This is a genomic window from Corynebacterium riegelii, from assembly GCF_016728505.1.
Taxonomy (GTDB): domain Bacteria; phylum Actinomycetota; class Actinomycetes; order Mycobacteriales; family Mycobacteriaceae; genus Corynebacterium; species Corynebacterium riegelii.
This window is the reverse complement of the sequence record NZ_CP068159.1, coordinates 1,984,872-2,005,138: the sequence shown is the minus strand read 5'-3', so window position 1 is coordinate 2,005,138 and position 20,267 is coordinate 1,984,872. Positions and strand designations below refer to the sequence as shown.

At 61.3% G+C, this 20,267-nt stretch carries 20 protein-coding genes and 1 tRNA gene; 11 read left to right on the top strand and 10 right to left on the bottom strand.

Going from position 1 to position 20,267, the window contains the following annotated elements; genetic code table 11:
* Positions 1-24: 24 nt before the first annotated feature.
* Both I6I71_RS09470 and I6I71_RS09465 read right to left on the bottom strand, forming a co-directional pair.
* On the bottom strand, positions 25-1,401 hold the full coding sequence (locus I6I71_RS09470) for a PFL family protein (RefSeq protein WP_201820647.1): 1,377 nt from the start codon (positions 1,399-1,401) through the stop codon (positions 25-27).
* Between the two features lies 1 nt (position 1,402).
* Positions 1,403-1,669, bottom strand: a complete 267-nt coding sequence (locus I6I71_RS09465) for an ACT domain-containing protein (protein ID WP_052204234.1) — start codon at positions 1,667-1,669, stop codon at positions 1,403-1,405.
* A 36-nt stretch (positions 1,670-1,705) separates the two neighbouring features.
* On the opposite strand from I6I71_RS09465, the gene I6I71_RS09460 reads away from it, so the two are divergent.
* Positions 1,706-2,368 carry an NAD(P)H-binding protein gene (locus I6I71_RS09460; protein ID WP_201820645.1) on the top strand — a complete coding sequence of 221 codons (663 nt, stop codon included), beginning with the start codon at positions 1,706-1,708 and terminating at the stop codon, positions 2,366-2,368.
* A gap of 24 nt (positions 2,369-2,392) precedes the next feature.
* On the opposite strand, the gene I6I71_RS09455 is transcribed toward I6I71_RS09460, so the two are convergent.
* The 3 genes from I6I71_RS09455 to acnA all read right to left on the bottom strand — a co-directional run bounded on the left by I6I71_RS09455 (position 2,393) and on the right by acnA (position 6,601).
* Complete coding sequence (locus I6I71_RS09455) at positions 2,393-3,115, bottom strand: glutamine amidotransferase-related protein (RefSeq protein ID WP_201820643.1); 723 nt, start codon at positions 3,113-3,115, stop codon at positions 2,393-2,395.
* A 38-nt stretch (positions 3,116-3,153) separates the two neighbouring features.
* On the bottom strand, positions 3,154-3,705 hold the full coding sequence (locus I6I71_RS09450; protein ID WP_201820641.1) for a TetR/AcrR family transcriptional regulator: 552 nt from the start codon (positions 3,703-3,705) through the stop codon (positions 3,154-3,156).
* Between the two features lie 115 nt (positions 3,706-3,820).
* Positions 3,821-6,601: an aconitate hydratase AcnA gene (gene acnA / locus I6I71_RS09445; protein WP_236587299.1), complete on the bottom strand. Its 2,781-nt coding sequence runs from the start codon at positions 6,599-6,601 to the stop codon at positions 3,821-3,823.
* Positions 6,602-6,742: 141 nt separating this feature from the next.
* On the opposite strand from acnA, the gene I6I71_RS09440 reads away from it, so the two are divergent.
* The 3 genes from I6I71_RS09440 (at position 6,743) to I6I71_RS09430 (ending at position 10,237) form a co-directional block, all read left to right on the top strand.
* A complete protein-coding gene (locus tag I6I71_RS09440; protein ID WP_052204242.1) occupies positions 6,743-7,204 on the top strand; it encodes an Rv1476 family membrane protein in 462 nt (153 codons plus the stop codon).
* A 408-nt stretch (positions 7,205-7,612) separates the two neighbouring features.
* The gene (locus I6I71_RS09435) at positions 7,613-9,133 is read left to right on the top strand and encodes an NlpC/P60 family protein (protein ID WP_236587298.1); all 1,521 of its coding nucleotides are present in this window, start codon (positions 7,613-7,615) and stop codon (positions 9,131-9,133) included.
* 24 nt (positions 9,134-9,157) lie between these two features.
* Positions 9,158-10,237 carry a ferrochelatase gene (locus tag I6I71_RS09430; protein WP_201820637.1) on the top strand — a complete coding sequence of 360 codons (1,080 nt, stop codon included), beginning with the start codon at positions 9,158-9,160 and terminating at the stop codon, positions 10,235-10,237.
* On the opposite strand, the gene I6I71_RS09425 is transcribed toward I6I71_RS09430, so the two are convergent.
* On the bottom strand, positions 10,209-10,958 hold the full coding sequence (locus I6I71_RS09425) for a hypothetical protein (protein WP_070494939.1): 750 nt from the start codon (positions 10,956-10,958) through the stop codon (positions 10,209-10,211). The genes I6I71_RS09430 and I6I71_RS09425 overlap by 29 nt on opposite strands.
* A gap of 40 nt (positions 10,959-10,998) precedes the next feature.
* Between I6I71_RS09425 and I6I71_RS09420 the strand changes: the two genes are divergently transcribed.
* Genes I6I71_RS09420 through I6I71_RS09410 form a run of 3 tightly spaced genes read left to right on the top strand, consistent with a single transcriptional unit; the run spans position 10,999 to position 13,465 of the window.
* The gene (locus I6I71_RS09420; protein WP_201820635.1) at positions 10,999-11,841 is read left to right on the top strand and encodes a DUF3097 domain-containing protein; all 843 of its coding nucleotides are present in this window, start codon (positions 10,999-11,001) and stop codon (positions 11,839-11,841) included.
* Positions 11,842-11,851: 10 nt separating this feature from the next.
* On the top strand, positions 11,852-12,277 hold the full coding sequence (locus I6I71_RS09415; protein ID WP_201820633.1) for an NfeD family protein: 426 nt from the start codon (positions 11,852-11,854) through the stop codon (positions 12,275-12,277).
* Between the two features lie 3 nt (positions 12,278-12,280).
* Entirely contained in the window at positions 12,281-13,465 is a 1,185-nt protein-coding gene (locus tag I6I71_RS09410; protein ID WP_052204252.1) for an SPFH domain-containing protein, read from the top strand.
* On the opposite strand, the gene I6I71_RS09405 is transcribed toward I6I71_RS09410, so the two are convergent.
* The 3 genes from I6I71_RS09405 to I6I71_RS09395 form a co-directional block, all read right to left on the bottom strand.
* Positions 13,440-13,994: a DNA-binding protein gene (locus I6I71_RS09405; RefSeq protein ID WP_052204254.1), complete on the bottom strand. Its 555-nt coding sequence runs from the start codon at positions 13,992-13,994 to the stop codon at positions 13,440-13,442. The two genes, I6I71_RS09410 and I6I71_RS09405, sit on opposite strands and share 26 nt — an antisense overlap.
* 24 nt (positions 13,995-14,018) lie before the next feature.
* A complete protein-coding gene (locus I6I71_RS09400; protein ID WP_236587297.1) occupies positions 14,019-14,672 on the bottom strand; it encodes a TVP38/TMEM64 family protein in 654 nt (217 codons plus the stop codon).
* A gap of 50 nt (positions 14,673-14,722) precedes the next feature.
* A tRNA-Leu gene (locus tag I6I71_RS09395) sits at positions 14,723-14,808 on the bottom strand.
* 127 nt (positions 14,809-14,935) lie between these two features.
* On the opposite strand from I6I71_RS09395, the gene I6I71_RS09390 reads away from it, so the two are divergent.
* From I6I71_RS09390 to I6I71_RS09375, 4 genes are read left to right on the top strand one after another with little or no spacing between them, the layout of a single operon-like run.
* Positions 14,936-16,480 carry an ABC transporter transmembrane domain-containing protein gene (locus tag I6I71_RS09390; protein ID WP_201820630.1) on the top strand — a complete coding sequence of 515 codons (1,545 nt, stop codon included), beginning with the start codon at positions 14,936-14,938 and terminating at the stop codon, positions 16,478-16,480.
* Entirely contained in the window at positions 16,481-18,286 is a 1,806-nt protein-coding gene (locus tag I6I71_RS09385; protein ID WP_201820629.1) for an ABC transporter ATP-binding protein, read from the top strand.
* Positions 18,287-18,307: 21 nt separating this feature from the next.
* Complete coding sequence (locus I6I71_RS09380; protein ID WP_052204265.1) at positions 18,308-18,841, top strand: YbhB/YbcL family Raf kinase inhibitor-like protein; 534 nt, start codon at positions 18,308-18,310, stop codon at positions 18,839-18,841.
* Between the two features lie 10 nt (positions 18,842-18,851).
* Positions 18,852-19,199, top strand: coding sequence for a hypothetical protein (locus I6I71_RS09375; RefSeq protein ID WP_052204267.1), 348 nt, complete (start codon positions 18,852-18,854; stop codon positions 19,197-19,199).
* Here I6I71_RS09375 and I6I71_RS09370 read toward each other — a convergent pair.
* On the bottom strand, positions 19,174-20,259 hold the full coding sequence (locus I6I71_RS09370; RefSeq protein ID WP_201823636.1) for a quinone-dependent dihydroorotate dehydrogenase: 1,086 nt from the start codon (positions 20,257-20,259) through the stop codon (positions 19,174-19,176). The two genes, I6I71_RS09375 and I6I71_RS09370, sit on opposite strands and share 26 nt — an antisense overlap.
* Positions 20,260-20,267 lie beyond the last annotated feature (8 nt).

Here is a 20,267-nt window from a genome sequence, read left to right as displayed (position 1 = left end):
GTCAAGGCCTGGGGCTAGGAATTCCTAGTTGCGGAAACCGTGGACCGGGGCAGGGATGAAGCCCCCGCGGCGAATGAACGCGTCGTTGCCCACCTGGGAGACCGGGATGACCGGTGCGTATCCGAGCAGCCCGCCGAAGTTGACTTCATCCCCAGGCTTCGTGCCCGGCACGGGGATCAGACGTGCTGCGGTGGTCTTATGGTTCATCACGCCGATCGCGGCTTCGTCCGCGATCATGCCGGAGATGAGCTCCGCGGACGTGTCGCCAGGAATGGCGATCATGTCAAAGCCCACGGAACAGATCGAGGTCATGGCCTCCAGCTTGTCCATGGTGATGCTGCCGGCACGTACTGCGTCGATCATGCCCTTATCCTCAGAGACCGGGATGAAGGAGCCACTCAAGCCGCCGACGCGTGAGCAGGCCATCATGCCGCCTTTCTTTACAGCGTCGTTAAGCAGTGCGAGAGCTGCCGTGGTTCCGTGGGTACCTACCTGATCCAGGCCCATGTGCTCAAGGATGTGTGCGACGGAGTCACCCATTTCAGCAGTCGGCGCCAACGACAGGTCCACGATGCCAAACGGCACACCGAGGCGCTCTGCCGCCATGTTGCCCACGAGCTGGCCTGCGCGGGTGATTTTGAAGGCGGCCTTTTTTACTTCCTCGGCAACGTCGTTAAGCGTGGCTCCCTCGAGCGAACCCAACGCATTGTTGACCACACCCGGGCCGGACACGCCGACCGATACGACAGTGTCTGGCTCTTCGATGCCGTGGAAGGCGCCGGCCATGAAGGGGTTATCACCAACAGCGTTGGCAAACACGACCAACTTCGCACAGGCGATGGACGATTCTGTGGCCGTCAACTCGGCGGCGCGCTTGATCACGCGGCCCATCTCCGCCACAGCATCCATGTTGATGCCGGCGCGCGACGTAGCCACGTTCACCGACGAACAGATCTTGCTCGTCTGCGCCAACGCGTCAGGGATCGATGCGATCAGGCGGGCGTCGCCAGATGTAGCACCCTTCTCCACAAGCGCGGAGTAGCCGCCAATGAAGTCAATGCCCAGCTCCGCTGCCGCGCGGTCAAGCGCCTTGGCCACAAGCACCGGGTCGCCCGCAACGCCCGCGACCACCAGAGCGATGGGGGAGATGGACACGCGCTTGTTCACAATCGGGATACCCAGCTCACGCTCGATGCCTTCGCACACCGGGACCAGGTTGCGGGCGCGGGTAACCACACGGTCATACACAGCCTCTGCGGTGGCTTCCATGGTGGCGCGCGTACACCCGATCAGTGAGATGCCCATGGTGACGGTGCGGATGTCCAGGCGGTAGTCCTCGATCATGTGGATGACGTCGAGGATGTGTTTGGACTTGAAATCAAAGTCGAATGCTGCAGCCATGCTAGATCTCATTCATCGCGGTGAAGAGGGCTTCGGACTGCAGGCGGACAACCACGCCGAGGCGCTCGCCAACCTCGGCGAGTTCGGCTTGTAGGTCGCCCACGTTGGCGCCTTCTGGTACTTCAACACGCATGATCATGGTGAAGAAGTTGTCCATGAGCGTCTGGGAAACGTCGATGATGTTCAGGTTGCGTTCGGCTGCGGCGTTTGCCACGCCGGCGATGATGCCGACGCGGTCCTGACCCGTGGTCGTGATAATTGCATGCATGGGCAAAGATAGTACCCACTGGGTTACTGTGGGCGTATGCATGACGCACGTTCTTACGTCCTAGTCCTTGGTGCCGGGGGCAAAGTGTCAGCTCACACGGTGCCTTTGCTTGTCGACGCCTCCCACCACGTCTCCGCCCTCGCCCACAATCCCAAGCACACCGAGCGCCTTGCCGAAACAGGTGCAACCGTGATCATTCAAGACTTGACCAAGCTGGATAGGGAAGGCTGGGCGCGTTTGCTGACGCCGTTTGACGTCGTGGTGTGGTCCGCTGGTGCTGGCGGCGGTGATCCGGAACGAACCTATGCGGTGGACCGTGACGCGGCGATGGTGATGATCGACGCACTTGAAGAACTCGGCGAGTTCGCCCCGCTCTTAATCAACGTCTCCTATGCTGGCGCCCAAGACGGCAAGGCAGAAGACGACGGGTCATCCTGGTACGCCTATGTGGAGGCAAAGAAGGCAGTGGACTTACGTCTGCTTTCCAGCGAGATCGACCAGGTCATCCTGGGACCGACCCTGCTCACCGATGCCCCTGCGACCGGCATCAACATCCTCAACGACGCGCCGCCGCAAAGCTCTGAGACAGCCCGCGAGCTCGTTGCCCAGGTGATTGCGGAGATTATCAACCGGGGCGAGTCCTTTGATCAGAATCCGTTTGAGTTTGAAAATGGCAACCAGAAGCTGCAGGACCTGTAGCTAGCCTTGTAGCCTGGCCGGCTGTTAGGAGCGTACGTACTGCGCAAACGTGCGCATCAGTCCGTTTGCTGCGGACACGTCGTGGTGCGGCAGGTCCGCAACGATGCGCGCATAGTCTTCAGGTGCGAAATAGCCGTAGTCGTGGTAGAAATCCATGCGCGTACGCATGGCGTCTGCGTTCATCTCCGCGTGGAATTGCGTGGCCCACACGTGGTCGCCGTAGCGCACCATCTGGGTCATCCCGTCTGGGCCAGTCGCCAGCACGGTCAACGCCTCCGGCACCTCTTCCGGTGCCTCAGTGTGGCCGGTTAAAGCAGTAAACGTTTGCGGAGCGGCGGCCAGCAAGACGTCTTTGCACCCAGCCTCGGTGACCTCCACGTGGGTCGGGCCGGAATCTTCCGCGTGCGAATGTCCGATGACGCCGCCGACGTGATCCACTAGCCAGGACAGGCCGAAGCAGACGAAAAAGACCGGTAAACCAGACTCCAACACCTGGGTGAGCACCTCACCTACGTGGCGTTGGTAGTCGTCGTACGTTTCATTGCTCACGTTTAGGGAACTGCCGCCCACGATCACACCACCAATGCCGTCAAGCGGGCCAAGCTCGGTGGCAGGGGAGTCAATCACTCGGTGAACAAGTTCGACTTCTTCTAATCCCGTAGATGCCAGTGCATCGTGGTACTCGGCGCGAGCTACATCAGGGCCAAGCTCGCCGTTGCGTAGGGAAAGAAAAAGCAGTGTAGACATGCGCGTCATTCTATACCGCTTGGTCTACTTTGAGACAATTAGCCGCGAATCGACTGCTCCACCACATCCAACATGGCATCTAGGCGCTCCGGCGATTCGCCCGCAGCCAGCCTCGTAAGAACTCCTTCGAGCACTGTCTCGAGGTAGGTTTGGAGGACGTTCACGTTGACGTCGTCACGCAAATGCTCATTCGAGCGCAAACGCTCAAGCACTGCCTGATCCAGCACATCCTGGTGCTCACGCCAACGTGCTTCAAAGACTGGGTCGGTACGGAGCTTACGAATGATCTCGCTTCGGGTGGCAAACCAACCGTGCTCAGCAGGGTTACGCAGAATCTCACGCATAACCTCGACCAGACCGTTTTGGGAAACCACCTCGGCCTGACGCTGCGCGTCCGCACTCACGATGGCAAGAAACAGCGTTTCCTTGTCACCAAAATGGTGGAAAATCGCACCACGTGTTTTTCCCGTGGCTTCTTCCAAGCGAGCGACGGTAGCCCCCTCAAAGCCATACCTGGCGAAACAGTCGCGGGAGGCGTCAATGATCTCCTGCTGGCGGCGGGTCAGCTCATCTTCGCTAATAATTGGCATGGCTTATACGGGGGCTTTCTTGCTTATCGACGTCCACGTGAAAAGGCCACCCGCACACGTGCGCGGGCGGCCTTTTCACTTCTTTAGCTACAAGCTACGTGCGTAGCTCGTGGCCTTAGCTCTTCACCATCTGGCGCAGTACGTACTGCAGGATGCCACCGTGGCGGTAGTACTCCGCCTCACCCGGGGTATCCACGCGAACAACTGCGTCGAACTCAACGGTCTCGCCGCCGTCCTTCGTCGCAGTGACGTGAACAGTAGCCGGGATCTCATCGCCCTCGTTGAAAGCGGTGATGCCGCTGATGGCGAAGGTCTCGGTGCCGTCCAGACCCAGGGAAGCGTGGGATTCGCCCTCCGGGAACTGCAGCGGCAGAACACCCATGCCGATCAGGTTGGAGCGGTGGATACGCTCGAAGGACTCTGCGATCACGGCGCGAACACCAAGCAGGTTGGTGCCCTTTGCAGCCCAGTCACGGGACGAGCCGGTGCCGTACTCCTTGCCGGCGAGAACAACCAGCGGGATGTTCTTCTCGGCGTAGTTCATCGCAGCGTTGTAGATGAAGTCCTGCGGAGCGCCTTCCTTGGTGAAGTCGCGGGTGTAGCCACCCTGCTCGTCCACCAGCTCGTTGCGCAGACGGATGTTTGCGAAGGTGCCGCGCACCATGACTTCGTGGTTACCACGGCGGGAACCAAAGGAGTTGTAGTCGTGGCGTTCAACGCCGTGTGCATCCAGGTAGTCCGCCGCCGGGGTGCCCGGCTTGATGGAGGAAGCAGGGGAGATGTGGTCCGTGGTCACGGAATCGCCCAGCTTCGCCAGAACGCGTGCACCAGCGATGTCGGTGACTGCCTCCGGCTCCTCCGGCATACCGTCGAAGTACGGTGCCTTGCGGATGTAGGTGGAGTCCTCGTTCCAGTCGAAGGTCTTGCCGGTCGGAATGTCCAGACCCTGCCACTGCTCGTCGCCCTTGAAGACGTCTGCGTAGTCAGCCTCGTACATCTCGCGGGAGATGGTGGAAGCGATGGTGGACTCGATCTCCTCGGTGGACGGCCAAACGTCCTTCAGGAAGACGTCATTGCCGTTAGCATCCTGACCCAGCGGCTGGGTCTCGAAGTCGAAGTCCATCGTACCGGCGATTGCGTATGCGATGACCAGCAGCGGAGACGCGAGGTAGTTCATCTTCACGTCCGGGGAAATGCGGCCTTCGAAGTTACGGTTACCGGACAGCACTGCGGTTGCGGTCAGGTCGTACTCGTTGATTGCCTCGGAGACCTCGTTCGGCAGCGGGCCGGAGTTACCGATGCAGGATGCACAGCCGAAGCCAGTCAAGTAGAAGCCGACAGCCTCGAGGTCCTTCCACAGGTCTGCGCGCTCGTAGTAGCCGTCAACAACCTGGGAGCCCGGAGCCATGATGGTCTTGACCCACGGCTTCGCCTTCAGTCCCTTCTCTGCAGCCTTGCGAGCCAACAGGGCAGCGCCGACCATCACAGACGGGTTGGAGGTGTTGGTGCAGGAGGTAATAGCAGCAATTGCTACGGCACCGTGGTCGAGCGTGAACTCGCCACCCTGCGGGGACTCGACGACAACCGGCTTGGATGCGCGGCCCTCAGCGCCAGCAGCGGCAGATTCGCCGTTGCCCGGCCAGGACTGGTTGTATTCCACGGAGTCAACCTTCGGTGCGCGAACCGGCTCGAAGGTCTCGTTGCCTGCGGTGTTGTACTCCGGCAGCTGCTTGCGGAAGGTTTCCTTGGCGTCTGCCAAAAGGATGCGGTCCTGCGGGCGCTTCGGGCCAGCGATGGACGGCACAACGGTGGACAGGTCGAGCTCGAGGTACTCGGAGTACTCAGCCTCAGCAGCGTCCTGCTCCAGCCACATGCCCTGAGCCTTGGCGTATGCCTCAACGCGGTCGATGTCCTCCTGGGAACGGCCGGTGAGGTGGAGGTAGTTGATGGTCTCCTCGTCGATCGGGAAGATCGCACAGGTGGAGCCGAACTCTGGGGACATGTTGCCAATGGTGGCGCGGTTTGCCAGCGGAATCTGCTTGACGCCGTTGCCGTAGAACTCGACGAACTTCTGCACCACGCCGTGCTCACGCAGCATCTCGGTGATGGTGAGCACCACGTCGGTTGCGGTTACGCCGGCCGGGATCTCGCCAGTCAGCTTGAAGCCAACCACGCGCGGGATCAGCATGGACACCGGCTGGCCGAGCATTGCAGCCTCGGCCTCGATGCCGCCGACGCCCCAGCCCAGGATGCCCAGGCCGTTTTCCATGGTGGTGTGGGAGTCCGTACCAATACAGGTGTCCGGGTATGCCACGCCCTCATTGTCAAAGACAACGCGGGACAGGTACTCGATGTTCACCTGGTGGACAATGCCGGTTCCCGGCGGGACAACGCGGAAGTTGGAGAAGTTCTCAGCACCCCAGCGCAGGAACTGGTAGCGCTCCTCGTTGCGCTGGTACTCGATCTCTACGTTCTTCGCCTCAGCAGCCTCGGAACCGAATGCTTCGATGATCACAGAGTGGTCGATGACCATTTCGGCCGGGTTCAGCGGGTTAACCTGGTCTGGGTTGCCGCCGAGGGAGGAGACAGCCTCGCGCATGGTGGCAAGGTCAACAACACACGGCACACCGGTGAAGTCCTGCATCAGTACACGTGCAGGGGTGAACTGGATCTCAATGGACGGCTCTGCCGACGGATCCCAGTTCGCGATTGCCTTGATGTGGTCTGCGGTGACGTTCTTGCCGTCCTCGGTGCGCAGCAGGTTCTCACCCAGAACCTTGAGGGAGTAGGGAAGCTTCTCCATGCCTTCTACGGCGTCGAGTGCGAAGTAGTCATACGACTTTCCGCCGACCTCGAGCGTCTTCTTGGCGTTGAAGGAGTTCTTGCTTTCAGCCACAGTGAGCTCCGTTTCTCGTTGATATGTGGGGTACATGACCCGTGGCGGTCAACCATTAATCATATGCCAGGCGCCACAGTTCTACCGCAATAATAACAGTACGAGCGTTATGTTTTGGTTTTTGGCGTAGATTATTTCTCTATGCATAGCGCTGACATCGATGTTTCCTCCCTCGTGCACCAGCTCCGCGAGGACAATATCGCCCTCCAAGTGGCCAACGAGGACCTTGAAAACCATGTCGCGAATGCGTTACCTGAGAATCACGGGCTCGTCATTTTGGAACACACGCCACCCCATATCCCGGATGTTCGGGACTTGGCACAGGACCTGGCCAATGAGACGGGCATTGACACCGTTATTGTCCGCACTCCTGACGTTGCTATTGCAGTGAGTAACTCGCTGACGCGCGCCCAGGTGGAACAAGGGGAGCGAGCGATGGTCGCGCAGCCTGACTATGGGGACGGCCTCAGGGCATTCTTATCGACGTCCACGCAAACCCAACCCGCGTGGCTCCCCATCTTTCTCGCCATTGTTGTTGTTACCACTGTTGTGATTGTCGCCTCCTGGCGAGCCGTCAAACCGTTGGGCACGTCACGTATGTGACAAAACTCACACTATCTCTCGGCGTGTCTAAACGGCCAGCTAGCCGCGCCGCCTAGTCACGCCAAAAGCCTTGACTGCTGTTGCGGTTGGTAAAGAATGTTAAACAAGTTGATCTCGTGACGTATGGTTCTGCTGTCGGCTCGTGAGCCGAAGGTTGTCAAACCGTTACCCAATAGCAACACTGCGGTGGTGTGCTCTAGTCAAGCCGCTACCGCTGACAGATACGGGCATGTGGGGAAGCACGCTACGTAGTCTTCACGTTGTTTGGGGGTTGGTTTCGTCTGCCTTCGGTCTGCGCGCCTGCATCAGTAGTCAACTTTGAAGTGACCGCACGTCAAGGCTTAACGCTTGTCACGTCCGGGCCTAGTCAGCCCGTGGGCTTTGGCGCGCGGTGTGAGGAGCACCTTCGTGGGCAACCCATTTTTGAAGGCGAGCGCCGCAGTGGCAGTCACCGCTGCATTGACATTCGCCAGTGCAGCACATCCCGCGCGCGCAACCGAATCCACCGCGGAGCTTGTCGCCGCTGTCGCGCGCGCCCAAGCGAACGTGGATGAACTTACCCTCGGCCTTGGGGATCTCCAGGAGAGCGTGAACCGCGCCTTGGTTGATCTGCGCGATGCCCAGGCTCGCGCCGAACAGGCGCGCCGCGGCGCCGAAAACGCGGACGAGCGCCTGAAAGCTTCCGAAGAGGCGGTGGCAAAGGCACGCGAGGAACTAAGCAACATCACCCGCTCGCAGTACCGCGGCGCAGGCCAGTCCAGCGTGCTGAACTCCTTGAGCTCCGGAAGTGGCCAGCGCGAGGTACTTGAGCGCTCCCAGTTCCTGAAGCAGCGCTCCAAAGAGAAGCAGGACGCTCTCGAGGCGGTTGAGCGCGCTCGCGCCGAGGCCGCAAATGAAGCCTCCGTGGCACGCGAAGCTGCCCAGCTGGCGGAAACCGCCGCCGACGATGCTGCCAATGCCGAAACCAATGCACGACAGCTGCTTGAAGACAATGCCCAGGCACTCAACGAGCGCAACACCGCACTCGCCGAGGCCCAGGCTGCGCTTGACGCGGCTGAGGGACAGTTGGGTGAGGTGCGTCCGGGCGTCGAAAAGCAGGAAGCCCCGACGTATGAGGCACCTGAGGTTGACCAGGAGATCGTGGACGAAGTCACCGAGCGCGTGGCCGAGATCGCCCCGGAGGCACCGGCCCCAGAACCCGAGGTCATCGCACAAGCCGTTGCTGCCGCCCAGATCGCTTCCCCGGACAACGCAGTCGAGGAAGCCTCCAACATCGCAGCCTCTGCAGCGCTAGTGGGTTCGACGCAAACCCCGCACGCAACCTTCGCCGACCCGTATGCAGGCGGCACTGCCATGAGCTCCTCGTCTGACCTTTTGGACATCGTCTCTGCCTTCGCCGGCGGCCTGCAGACCGGCCTGGGCGTCTCCGACACTGCCGGCCAGAGCGTCTCTGACTCCCTGTCCGAGCTCCTGCCGGCCGTTGAAACCGCTGAATCCATCACCGAGGAAATCCAGCAGGCCGTCGCGCCAGCTAACTCCGGCTCCGTGGAAACCGCAATCGCTCGCGCCATGTCCGTCGTGGGCACGCCGTACGTGTGGGGCGGCGGCGACGCCAACGGCCCAACCACCGGCGTCAACGGCGGCAGCGTTAAGGGCTTCGACTGCTCCGGCCTAGTGCTTTACGCCTTCGCCGGCGCTGGTGTCTCCCTGCCGCACTACACCGGGTACCAGTACCAGCGCGGCACCCAGATCGATCCCAGCCAGGCACAGCGCGGCGACCTGTTGTTCTGGGGCCCGGGCGGCTCCCAGCACGTGGCCATCTACCTTGGCGACGGCACCATGATCGAAGCCCCCCAAGCCGGCCAAAACGTATCCGTAGTCCCGGTGCGTTGGGCAAACATGTCCCCGAAGGCTGTGCGACTGCTCTAACGCCTACGGGTACGCTGATTACCCATGGCCTTTCATGACTACGATGCACTCCTCGTCTTGTCTTTCGGTGGTCCCGAAGGGGAAGACGAGGTTATTCCATTTCTGGAGAACGTAACGCGCGGGCGTGGCATCCCGCGCGAGCGCCTGGCAAAGGTCGGCGAGCACTACTTTCACTTCGGTGGTGTCAGCCCAATTAACGCGCAGAATCGCGAGCTCATCGCAAACATTGAGGCGGAGCTTACTGCCCGCGGCATCGACCTGCCGGTCTATTTGGGCAACCGCAACTGGTATCCCTTTGCCGCTGAAACTGCGGAGCAGATGCTTGCCGACGGCCACCGCAACCCCCTCGTCTTCGCCACCAGTGCCTGGGGCGGCTACTCCGCCTGCCGCCAATACGACGAAGACATCCAGCGTCTCCGTGAAGTCACCCCGGAGGTCAACTACACCAAGCTGTGGCAGTTCTACGGCCACCCTGTGTTTGTGCAGCTGATCGCAGATAAGCTGCGTGCCGCTGTTGAACGCGCCCCCGAAGGTGCGACCGTGCTGTTTACCGCACACAGCGTACCGACGGCCGCCGACGCCGCCGCCGGAGGCGCCGAAGACCCACACCTGTACTCGCGCCAAGTCGCTGAAGCAGCGCGCCTCGTAGCCGCGGAGGCAGGCGTGAGCGACTACGAAGTGGTGTGGCAGTCTCGCTCCGGCAACCCCGCAACCCCGTGGCTTGAGCCTGACGTTGTTGACCGGACCCGCGAACTGCATGGCGAAGGCAAACTGCAACACCTCATCTGCGTCCCAATCGGGTTTATTACTGACCACATGGAGGTGGTCTGGGACCTAGACACGGAGCTTAAACAGGCGTGTGACGAGATTGGTGTCAGCTTCGAGCGCGTCGGCACCGTTGGTCTGGAGCCGGCGTTTGCATCGATGATTGTGGATTTAGTCGAGGCAGTCGCCACCGATGTCAAGCCGCAAACCTTGTCTAGCGTTGACACGTTGGGATGCACGGTCAATGGCGAGCCCTGCAAGGTGGACTGTTGCGCGCCAGTGCGACCCCCACACGCTGGCCCCACCCACGTCAGGTCCAGGCACGACGATAATCAATAACCGCATCCGCAACCCCCGCCATGCGGGCGCTACGCACGTGGCGCCACAAGGCAAAGAGTTGCGGGTCAAATGAATGGTCGCCCAGACGGTCGGTCACCGTCTCAATGGTTGCCGCCACTCGGTCGGCACGCGCAAATAGCTTCGCTGCACGCGGCGTGACCCCCACGGGAAGCCCCGGGGTGTCGTAGAAATCCGCAAGTGTGCCCACCGTCAGACGCGGATTTGGAAGATCCTGCCTGGTGCCGCCGGCGGCCTCAATCAACACTGCGGCCTCGTCTGTCGCCCGCGACAACAACTGGTCCGCCTCCCCGGGAGACAGCCACTCAGGCTCCGGCAACGGATCCTGCTCCACAAACCACCGCCAGTGCACCTCGCTTGTCTGATATTCCGGTACCAAGATGTGCTGCGCGTCCACACCCCGCAGCACGATCGCGCCGGCCTGTGTAAGCGCCTCCATTGCGGGCGAGCCAGCCCGAAGTCGCGCCGCCTGACCAGGGCCCCACAACACAAGGCGTACGACGGGATCGGGGGAGGTGAGGTTGGAGTGCGTGCGGACGTCGGCAAGCAACTGCCCAACAGGCGCCCCACCGAAACTGTGCCGACCACCCAAATCACGCAACGCATCAAGCGTCTCATCCGTTGACTCAACGCCATACAGCCACGCCGCCAACCAGACGGCAGTGTTTTGCAACGGAGAATAAACCTGAGCGCGCGTGTGCATTCCGGCCAGTCTAGCCAGACCGATAGAATACGGACACACTATGGGAGACAGTCGCTACAGCGGAGACATTTTTAGCGGGCATGCGCGCAGCAAGCGCCCAACCTACCCGTCGGTGCCGGCCGAACCCGGCATCATCGTGGAGATCGTTGGCAATGATTTCGTCGGCGCCGTCGTCGGGTTTGAACGCACCTACGACGGCGACTTCGTCCGGCTTGAAGACCGCTACGGCACCCAACGACTCTTCAAAATGCTGCCAGGCGCCTTCATGGTAGAAGGGCAACGCGTGACGCTGACCAGGTACGTGCCCAAGCGTGACGACGCCCCGGCGCGATCCAACTCCGGCTCCCGCAAAGTGGCCAACGTGCAGGCAAAGGTGGCCCAGCCCAGCCGCATCTGGGTCGAAGGTATTCACGATGCCGCAATCGTAGAGAAAGTATGGGGCCACGACCTACGCGTCGAAGGCGTCGTGGTGGAGTACCTCGAAGGCCTCGACAACCTGCCAGAGAGGCTCGCCGAGTTTCAGCCGGGGCCTGGCCGGCGCATCGGCGTGCTGGCAGACCACCTGATCGAAGGCACCAAGGAATCGCGCCTGGTCGAGGACGTCGGGCCTCACGTGCTTGTTACCGGACACCCCTACATTGACATCTGGGCGGCAGTGAAACCTGCCAGTGTCGGCATTGCTGCCTGGCCCGACGTCCCCTACGGCGAAGACTGGAAAACCGGCACCTGCCAACGCCTCGGCTGGTCTGACCCGAAGGAAGGCTGGCACCGCGTTTACTCCTCGGTCAACACCTTCCGTGACCTGGACTACACCCTGATCGGGGCGGTTGAACGGCTCGTGGATTTCGTGACTAATCCTGAGCTGAGCAAAACAGATATGTAGCATGGCCGCCATGGGTCCATTGATATGGTTTGCGGCAGCCGCGGTGCTTGCCATCCTTGAAGTATTCGTTGGCGAAATGACCCTGCTCATGATCGCCGCCGGTGCGCTGACAACAGCGGGCTTCTCGCTGATCGGCATCCCGCCTGCTGCTGAAGTTGCCATCTTTGCCGCATCGTCCGCCGCCTTTTGGTTCTTCCTGCGCCCGTACTTGCGGCGTCGTTTGGAATCGCCGAAGACGTACGACGAATCACCTCGTGCACTCGTTGGCTCACGTGCCGAGGTTGTTGAAGACATCACCCCAGTGGGAGGACAGGTGCGTTTCGACGGCAGCATCTGGTCCGCCCGCGCCCTCGACCCAGGGGAGACCTACACGGTGGGTGACGTAGTAACTGTCTCTGCAATTGATGGCCCAGTCGCGGTCGTCTGGAAGGACTAGAGCATGCCAGGCCTTTTTCTTTTTGGCGTCATCCTTATACTTGTGGTGTCGCTGCTTTTTGCATCCGTGAAGATGATCCCGCAAGGCGAAGCCGCCGTAGTTGAGCGTTTAGGCCGCTACACGCGCACCGTCTCTGGTGGGTTGACGCTTCTGGTGCCCTACATTGACCGTATTCGTGCGCGCGTTGATACGCGTGAGCGCGTGGTCTCGTTTCCACCGCAGGCGGTGATCACGCAGGATAACCTGACCGTGGCAATTGACACGGTGGTGACGTTCCAGATCAATGATCCCGCTAAGGCGATCTATGGCGTTGACAACTACCTGGTCGGCGTAGAGCAGATTTCTGTGGCTACGCTGCGTGACGTTGTTGGCGGCATGACGCTGGAGGAGACCCTGACGTCGCGTGAGACCATCAACCGCCGCCTGCGCGGCGAGCTGGACGCGGCAACCGCCAAATGGGGTCTGCGTATTAGCCGTGTGGAGCTGAAGGCGATTGATCCGCCACCGTCCATCCAGCAGTCCATGGAGATGCAGATGAAGGCGGACCGTGAAAAGCGCGCCATGATTCTGACTGCTGAAGGTAAGCGCGAGTCTGACATCAAGACAGCGGAGGGTGAGAAGCAGGCACGCATCCTGTCCGCGGAGGGCGAGAAGCACGCCGCCATCCTGAACGCGGAAGCCGAGCGCCAGGCGATGATCCTGCGCGCTGAGGGTGAGCGCGCGGCGAAGTACCTTGAGGCGCAGGGTGAGGCCCGCGCAATTCAAAAGGTCAACGCGGCGATTAAGTCTTCCGGCGTGACCCCTGAGCTGCTGGCCTACCAGTACCTGGAGAACTTGCCAAAGATTGCCAATAATGATGCGGCGACGATGTGGATGATCCCGTCCCAGTTTGGCAACTCTCTGGAGCAGTTTGCGAAGGCCTTTGCCAACAAGGACGATGACGGCGTGTTCCGCTACGAGGCACAGCGCGTTGACCAGGACACCAAGGACCTGGCGTCGGAGGGGGATACGGATCAGTGGTTTGATACCTCCACTGACCCGGAGCTGGCCCGCGCACTGGCGGAGGCGCGTGCGGTTGCGAACAAGCACGTCGACGAGCCGGATCCGACGCAGCACCGTGCGCCTGAGACGCCGATTGCTAACCCGCTGGAAATCGAGCGGCCTAGCGACCTTCCTCAGCCCGAATAATTAGGTTGAGCGCTAGGCGCCACCCCGCCTGTTCCGCTTGCCACCCCGCGGCCTGGAGACGCTGACTCATCGCCTGTTTGGAGATGCCCAGCTCCCGGGCCGCTTCGTTTTGGTTCATCCCGCGGCGCACCAGGGCAGTGGCCTCCCGGCCCTCAATGGTGCGTTTTTGCAGCACGTGGCCGACAAGCGCGAAAGCTGCGGCGATGTCTTCCGCGTTGGTGCCTGGGTTACGGGTGTCTACGCCTACTTTCACCTGCGCCGGGCGCGTGCCTACTGCCTCCGAAGCAGCATGCACGCCGCGCCCATGCGAGGTGATGCCGAGGCCGATGGCCCAGTCACCGTCCGAAAGCAGGGCCATCACCAGGTTCAGCGCGTGCTCAGGCGTATCGACGTCCGCGCGAATATCCTCAACGCCCACCACCTCAAACTCCGCCACCCCCGGCAGCGAGGACAGTGCCTCGGCCGAGCGGGAGACGTATTCGCCGCGCCGCCGCTCGCGGCCCCGATACCTTGCATGTACGCCAATCACGCCAGCAATCCTAGCGTTAATGACTTAGCGGTCTACCTTGGGGGCTTGACGGGTGGGTTGGGGGAGGTTGGCGTCGAGAAGCAGGCCAACAAGCCCCACGACGGTAAGCGCAACGGTCAGAGCGATGACGGTGGGGCTTGCGTGTCCGCTGAGCGTGTCTCCAAGCAGAACCGTGACAATTGTCCCAGGCAGGGAGCCGACAAACGTGGCCACCGCAAACGGTACAACCCGAACACGGGTCAACGCGCAGGCGTAGTTCATAATGCTGAACGGCACAAACGCCACCATGCGAAGACTTGCCACCGCCAGCCATCCGCGGGATTCCAGTCGGGCGTTAATGCGTTCCACCGAGGGATGGGTCAACCGAGGTGCTACGAAATCTCGAAGCGTATACCGCACAACCAGCAGCGTAATCACGGCAGCAACCGTGGTGGCACTAATCGCGATCACAATGCCCAGCGCGGGGCCAAACAGCAGGCCGGAAGATACCGTCAGGATGGTGCGCGGAATCGGAAACAGCGTGATGCCGACATATAGCAGCCAAAAGATCACCGGGAACCATGCTCCCGTGGAATCAGCCCAGGAGCGGAGGGTGGAGGGCGTTGGGGCGTCGAAAAGCAACCAGCCCAACACAAACACGACCAGTGCCGCAATAAGGAGTAGTTGGCGACGTTTCACACAACCTCCCAGACGAAAAACACCCCGCAACATGTGCAGGGTGATGGTTGTGCCCGGAGGGGGACTTGAACCCCCACGTCCGTTAATAGGACACTAGCACCTCAAGCTAGCGCGTCTGCCATTCCGCCACCCGGGCTTTGGGTGTTTCGGCCTTTCGGCCAGGCACTCGCATAACTATAGGTCGGCCCGCCGCGCCCGCCAAATCGCCAGCGCAACGGGCTATATCTGCTAAATTCTCCCGCGTGCTACCACCACCTAGAAGAATGATGACGTACCGCTGGTTTGTCCCACCAGTGCCACCAGCGGACGACGCCCAACATCTCACGCCCAGCTCGTGGACCGCAGGCCGTCGCGTGGTTGGCGACATGGTGTTTGCCTACCCGCGCGTATTGGCGTTGCATGTTTTGAGCTACCTCATCGGGTCCGGTGTTGGGGCGTTCGTACCCGTTGTAGTGGGCAAGATTGTGGACGGCCTCCTGGGCGATACCGACTTCAACGCCTGGTGGCTGTTTGGAGTGCTTATCGCAATCTTTTTTGTGCAGTTTCTTGGAGAGGCAACGGGCGACGGCCTTTCCGCAGCGTCCGTGGGACGCGTTCGTCACCTGGCGCAACAACACTTGACGTTGGGGGTGATGCGCAACGGGGCGGGATCGATGAGTCCTGGCACGGTGCTCAACACCATCGACGCCGACTCCAGCACGATTGCGAACTACCGCGAGTCCCTATCGTTTCCGCTCATGGCGCTTGGTTACTCCACGGGTGCCGTGGTGGCGATGTGGAGCGTCTCACCGTGGGTTGCGCTGGCTGTGCCTGTCTCCATTGTTGTCATCGCGCTATTTTCGGCGTGGACCTCGCGCCCCATCACCCGCATTTCGCTCAAGCGACGCGCTGCGGAGGCTGACGTTGCGGGTCTTGCAACCGACGTTGCGCAGGGGATTCGTGCTGTGAAAGGCCTGGGCGCTGCCACGGCGGTCACCGGCCGTTTTGCCACCTCTACGCAAACGGCGCGCGGGCTGAACCTGCAGTTTTTGGTGGCTGATGCGTGGTTGAGCTTTGCTCGCCAGGCAGTTGCGTGGGTGTGTAACGCTTTGATCATTTTCGTTGCTGCTCGTTTGACGCTGCGCGCTGAGATTACCCCGGGTCAGATGGCTTCCGTTGCGCTTTTGGTGCCGCCGGCGTTAAACATGGCAGGCTTCGCGTTCGGTGACTTGGCTAGCGGATGGGGTCGCGCGGTAGCCAGTGGTCAGCGCGTATCTGAGCTGTATAGCGCGGGTGAGGCGTTGGCTGCGCCCGATGCTGGTGTTGCCGCCGAGGTGCCGGGCCCTGGACTCTGGGTGCTACCGCCTGACCAGGAGTCTTACGAGTTGACCTCATTGTGGGCCCAGCGCGACGACGTCTTGTTCCCGCCGCACACCGTCAACATCTTCGAAGGCACGATTGAAGACAACGTCAATCCACGCGGCGAGTTTTCAGACACGGCGGTCAAAGAGGCGCTTGCAGCGGCGCATTGCCAGGACATTTTGCGACGCCTCGGCGGTGTCGGACCTGACGGCGAGCTGCCAACTGCACCGCTTGGTGAGGCCGGCCTGAACCTCTCCGGCGGCCAACGCCAACGCGTCGCCCTTGCCCGCGCTTTGGCTGCGAACCCGGAAGTGCTGATCCTCGATGACCCAACGACCGGCCTCGATTCCGTCACCCAAGCCAACGTGGTCGAGGCAGTCAAGGCGCTACGTGGCGGCGCAACCACTGTTGTCATCACCGGCAACACCACGTGGGGTGCGGCTGGCCAAGCGTTGGAGGTGAAGTAAATGCAGCGAGAGTATGAGCGCACTGATGCCGTTGCCCCTGCGACAGTTCGAGAGACCTTTGCTTACCTGTCGCAGCTTCCGAACGCGTTGAATAGGCGTTGGTGGGTGGTACTGCTCAGCGTCCAGGTGTTGATCGTCTCAGCCTATGCGCTGCAGGCGAATCTTTTTGGCCGAAGTGTTGATCCGCTGACTGGCACGCCGGTGCCGATTCTCGGCACTGGTACGCGCGCGTTTGTGGTGACCATTGCCCTTGCCATGGCATGCATGTTGGTCGACGTGGCGTTGCGGATGTTGAGCTTCTACATCGTTGGCTCAAAGGTTGCACGGGCGTCGGTGGATTTGCGCCGGCGATGTTTGGACGCGGTGCTTCGCACGCCGGTCCCACGGGTGATGGAGTTGGGCACCGGCAACGTGATTACCCGCATGACTAAAGACATTGACGAGGTTGTGCGGATTATCACGGCTATCGGTTCGCGCGTGTTGACGACGGTGTTTGTGTTCCCAATTTCGTTCATTGGACTTTTGCTTATCGACGTCCGCCTCGCCCTCATCCTCATCACCCTCATCCTCTGCGCCTACCCGTTTGCCCGTGAAATCATTCGGAGCATCCCGGCGGCGTCGAATGCGGTGAGTGTTGCTGAGGCGAAACGGAACGCGGCGCTGCTTGATACGGTCCGTGGTCTGCCTACGCTGCGCGCGTTTGGACTGCAGAACTGGGCGCTTGGGCGGATGCGCAAGGCTTCGTGGGGTGCGGTAGAGGCGACGATGGATCGCGCGCCCTGGTTTATCCGTCTTATGGGGTTGGGGCAGTTTGTGTTCGCCGCGTGGCTGTTGCTGACGCTCGGGGTGGGTGCGTGGTTGGTTGCTCATGGGTCGATTAGCCCCGGTCAGGCAAGTGCTGCGGTGTTTTTGGTAGTCCGCGCAGAGGCGGTGGTGTTCAATGCCCTGTTTTTCGTCGGAGAGCTGCAAAGCGCGGCGACCTCTGTCGGGCGTGCGGTGAGTTTGGCAACGTTGGCAGATGGCCGTGAGGCATCCGCACTGCCTGAGGACTTGAACGCACCGGTAGATGTTGAGGTGGATAACGTCTCGTTTGCCTACCCGGGTGGAGCGAACGTGTTGGAGAATCTTAGCGTCACGTTGGCCGCTGGTACGACGACTGCGCTGGTGGGCACTTCAGGTGCGGGCAAGTCGACACTGGCTGCGCTGATTGCGGGCCTTGTGGAGCCGACCGCGGGCCGCATCCGCGTGGGTGAGGTGGACACGACTCAGGTCAGCGACCTGTGGACAGCTAAGAACGTGACGCTCATGACCCAAGACGTCCACATCTTTGCCGGTACATTGCGTCAAGACTTGGCCATGGCTGATGAGGACGCTTCAGATGCAGATCTGTTGGATGCGCTCCGCCGCGCAGGTTTGGATCCCGAAAGCGCCCAGTTTGCGCGCGTATTCCCGCAAGGCCTGGACACCCCGGTTGGTGCTGGCGCTGAGGACCTGCCGCCGGAGACGGCCCAGCAGGTGGCGTTGGCGCGTGTTGCACTTGCGTCGCCGAAGGTGCTGATCTTGGATGAAGCCACAGCAGAGGCCGGAAGTGATGACACTAACGCTTTGGAGGCTGCCGCCGCGGCAATTACCAAGGGGACTACGGCACTGGTAGTGGCGCACCGCCTGGATCAGGCTGCGGCCGCTGACCGCATTCTGGTTATGGACGCAGGGCAGATTATTGAGGACGGCACCCACGCCGAGCTATTGACCCAACGGGGGAGATATGCGCAACTATTTGCAGCGTGGAGTGGCGGAGGTCACTAACCCTCAGGTACTAATGGGGCCATGACTGCTTCATATGTTTCTGATCGTTTCCCTGGCCCTGACCCGTACGCGCCGCTGAAGGAGGTACCGTCGTTTGACATCTCGTCCAACGACGTCGTGGATGGTGAGCGCCTCCCGGATCACCTAGCCGGCGATAACGCCACCAGCCCGCACCTTGCTTGGTCGAACGTGCCTGAGGGCACGAAGACATTTGCTGTGACCTGCTTCGACCCGGATGCGCCGACTGCTTCTGGGTTCTGGCACTGGTCGGCGTTTAACATCCCGGCCGACGTCACGGAGTTGCCCGCCGGCGCGGGTGCCGAGGACGGCATGGGCGTCGGCGCTGTCGTTTTGACTGGTGATGCCGAGGTGAAGGGCTACTACGGCGCAAACCCGCCCGCCGGCCACGGCCCGCACCGTTACCTGTTTGTGGTGCACGCTGTGGATACGGAGCTTGATGCGGACAGCATTGCTAACCCGACGCAGCTTGGTTTCAACCTTTACTTCCACACGCTTGGCCGTGCCTTAACGTGGGGTTGGTACGAGAACAAGTAACCTCTGCGCAATGGTTCCAATTCAGTTGCGCGCCGGCGGCGCCTTTATGGCGCTGGCGGTTGTCTTGTTCATTTTCGCGTTTCTCGCGTTCATGCGCGGGGATCAAACGTATGCGCTCACGCTGCGTTTTGTGTTGACGTGTGTGGCGTCGTTGATTTTCGGCGCATTTGCAACGACCAACACCGCAACGGGCGGCTCGCGGAAGCAGCTCGTTGCGTTGGGGGTTGCGGTTGCGCTGATCGCTGTGGGCATGGTGGTGCCCAACCAGGCGCTGACCATTGTGCCCACCACCTCACTTGCATTGTGGGGCGGTGGGGCGCTGGTGTGTGCGCTTATTCTGCGTCGTTTTTCCAGGTAAGCCCGCTACCTACGGCCTGGCTGATGTTGCTCAGGCCGTGGAGCTTCAGCTGCTTGTCGACGCCCACGTGCACCCCACGAACCCACCCCAGCCCTCCGTAGATGAACGGGGTGTATCCCTGCAGCAGGCTTGCACCCGCAGTGATTCGCTTCCACGCTTCTTGTGCATCCATGATGCCGCCGGAGCTGACGAGCACGAGCTTGTCGCCGACGCGAGCGTGCAGCCGCTGAAGCACCTCCAAGGAGCGTGCGGTCAGCGGAGCACCGGAAATGCCGCCGGCGCCCATCGCCGCAACCTCGTCGGCGGGGGTTTTCAGGCCCTCGCGAGAGATGGTGGTGTTAGTGGCCACGATGCCAGCCAGGCCGAGCTCGACGGCCAGGTCCGCTACAGCGTCGATATCCTCGTCTGAAAGATCGGGGGCAATCTTGACCAACACCGGCGTATCGGTGGAGTCCTTGACAGCGCCCAGGATTGGACGCAGTTCCTCCACAGCCTGTAGGTCACGCAACCCAGGGGTGTTGGGAGAGGAGACGTTGACCACCACGAAGTCTGCCAGAGGCCCGAGCAATGTGGCGCCTGCGCGGTAGTCGGCGACGGCGTCGGCAGCGGCCTTGTTCTTGCCAATGTTGATGCCTACGACATCGTTCGATTTGCGCTTGCGCAGGCGGCTAGCAACCTTCAGGGCACCGTCATTGTTAAAGCCCATACGGTTCAAAATGGCTTTGTCCGCAGGCAGGCGGAACAGACGCGGGGTGTCGTTGCCAGGCTGCGGTTGCGGGGTGACCGTGCCAACCTCCGCGTAGCCGAATCCGACCGCGCCCCAGGCATCCAACGCGGTGGCGTTTTTATCAAATCCCGCTGACAGGCCCAGCGGCGAGGGGAAACGAACCCCGAAAAGTTCCTGCTCAAGACGCGGGCTGTGCACGCGCACGACCTTTTCCATCCCGCGGTTGAGCGGCGTGACCGTATTGAGCACACCGAGCGCACCGGAGATGATGCCGTGGATGCGCTCAGGGGGGATGCGGAACATGAGTTTCAGCGCGGTGTCATAAAGCGTCATCATGGATC

What these genes read in the sequence shown, in the direction of transcription:
- I6I71_RS09410 (WP_052204252.1), top strand. Translation starts at nt 12,281, where the DNA reads ATGCCAGGCCTTTTTCTTTTTGGCGTCATCCTTATACTTGTGGTGTCG.
- I6I71_RS09425 (WP_070494939.1), bottom strand. Translation starts at nt 10,958, where the DNA reads ATGCACACGCGCGCTCAGGTTTATTCTCCGTTGCAAAACACTGCCGTC.
- I6I71_RS09430 (WP_201820637.1), top strand. Translation starts at nt 9,158, where the DNA reads ATGGCCTTTCATGACTACGATGCACTCCTCGTCTTGTCTTTCGGTGGT.
- I6I71_RS09450 (WP_201820641.1), bottom strand. Translation starts at nt 3,705, where the DNA reads ATGCCAATTATTAGCGAAGATGAGCTGACCCGCCGCCAGCAGGAGATC.
- I6I71_RS09380 (WP_052204265.1), top strand. Translation starts at nt 18,308, where the DNA reads ATGACTGCTTCATATGTTTCTGATCGTTTCCCTGGCCCTGACCCGTAC.
- I6I71_RS09465 (WP_052204234.1), bottom strand. Translation starts at nt 1,669, where the DNA reads ATGCATGCAATTATCACGACCACGGGTCAGGACCGCGTCGGCATCATC.
- I6I71_RS09375 (WP_052204267.1), top strand. Translation starts at nt 18,852, where the DNA reads ATGGTTCCAATTCAGTTGCGCGCCGGCGGCGCCTTTATGGCGCTGGCG.
- I6I71_RS09470 (WP_201820647.1), bottom strand. Translation starts at nt 1,401, where the DNA reads ATGGCTGCAGCATTCGACTTTGATTTCAAGTCCAAACACATCCTCGAC.
- I6I71_RS09390 (WP_201820630.1), top strand. Translation starts at nt 14,936, where the DNA reads ATGATGACGTACCGCTGGTTTGTCCCACCAGTGCCACCAGCGGACGAC.
- I6I71_RS09440 (WP_052204242.1), top strand. Translation starts at nt 6,743, where the DNA reads ATGCATAGCGCTGACATCGATGTTTCCTCCCTCGTGCACCAGCTCCGC.
- I6I71_RS09370 (WP_201823636.1), bottom strand. Translation starts at nt 20,259, where the DNA reads ATGACGCTTTATGACACCGCGCTGAAACTCATGTTCCGCATCCCCCCT.
- I6I71_RS09455 (WP_201820643.1), bottom strand. Translation starts at nt 3,115, where the DNA reads ATGTCTACACTGCTTTTTCTTTCCCTACGCAACGGCGAGCTTGGCCCT.
- I6I71_RS09420 (WP_201820635.1), top strand. Translation starts at nt 10,999, where the DNA reads ATGGGAGACAGTCGCTACAGCGGAGACATTTTTAGCGGGCATGCGCGC.
- I6I71_RS09385 (WP_201820629.1), top strand. Translation starts at nt 16,481, where the DNA reads ATGCAGCGAGAGTATGAGCGCACTGATGCCGTTGCCCCTGCGACAGTT.
- I6I71_RS09415 (WP_201820633.1), top strand. Translation starts at nt 11,852, where the DNA reads ATGGGTCCATTGATATGGTTTGCGGCAGCCGCGGTGCTTGCCATCCTT.
- I6I71_RS09460 (WP_201820645.1), top strand. Translation starts at nt 1,706, where the DNA reads ATGCATGACGCACGTTCTTACGTCCTAGTCCTTGGTGCCGGGGGCAAA.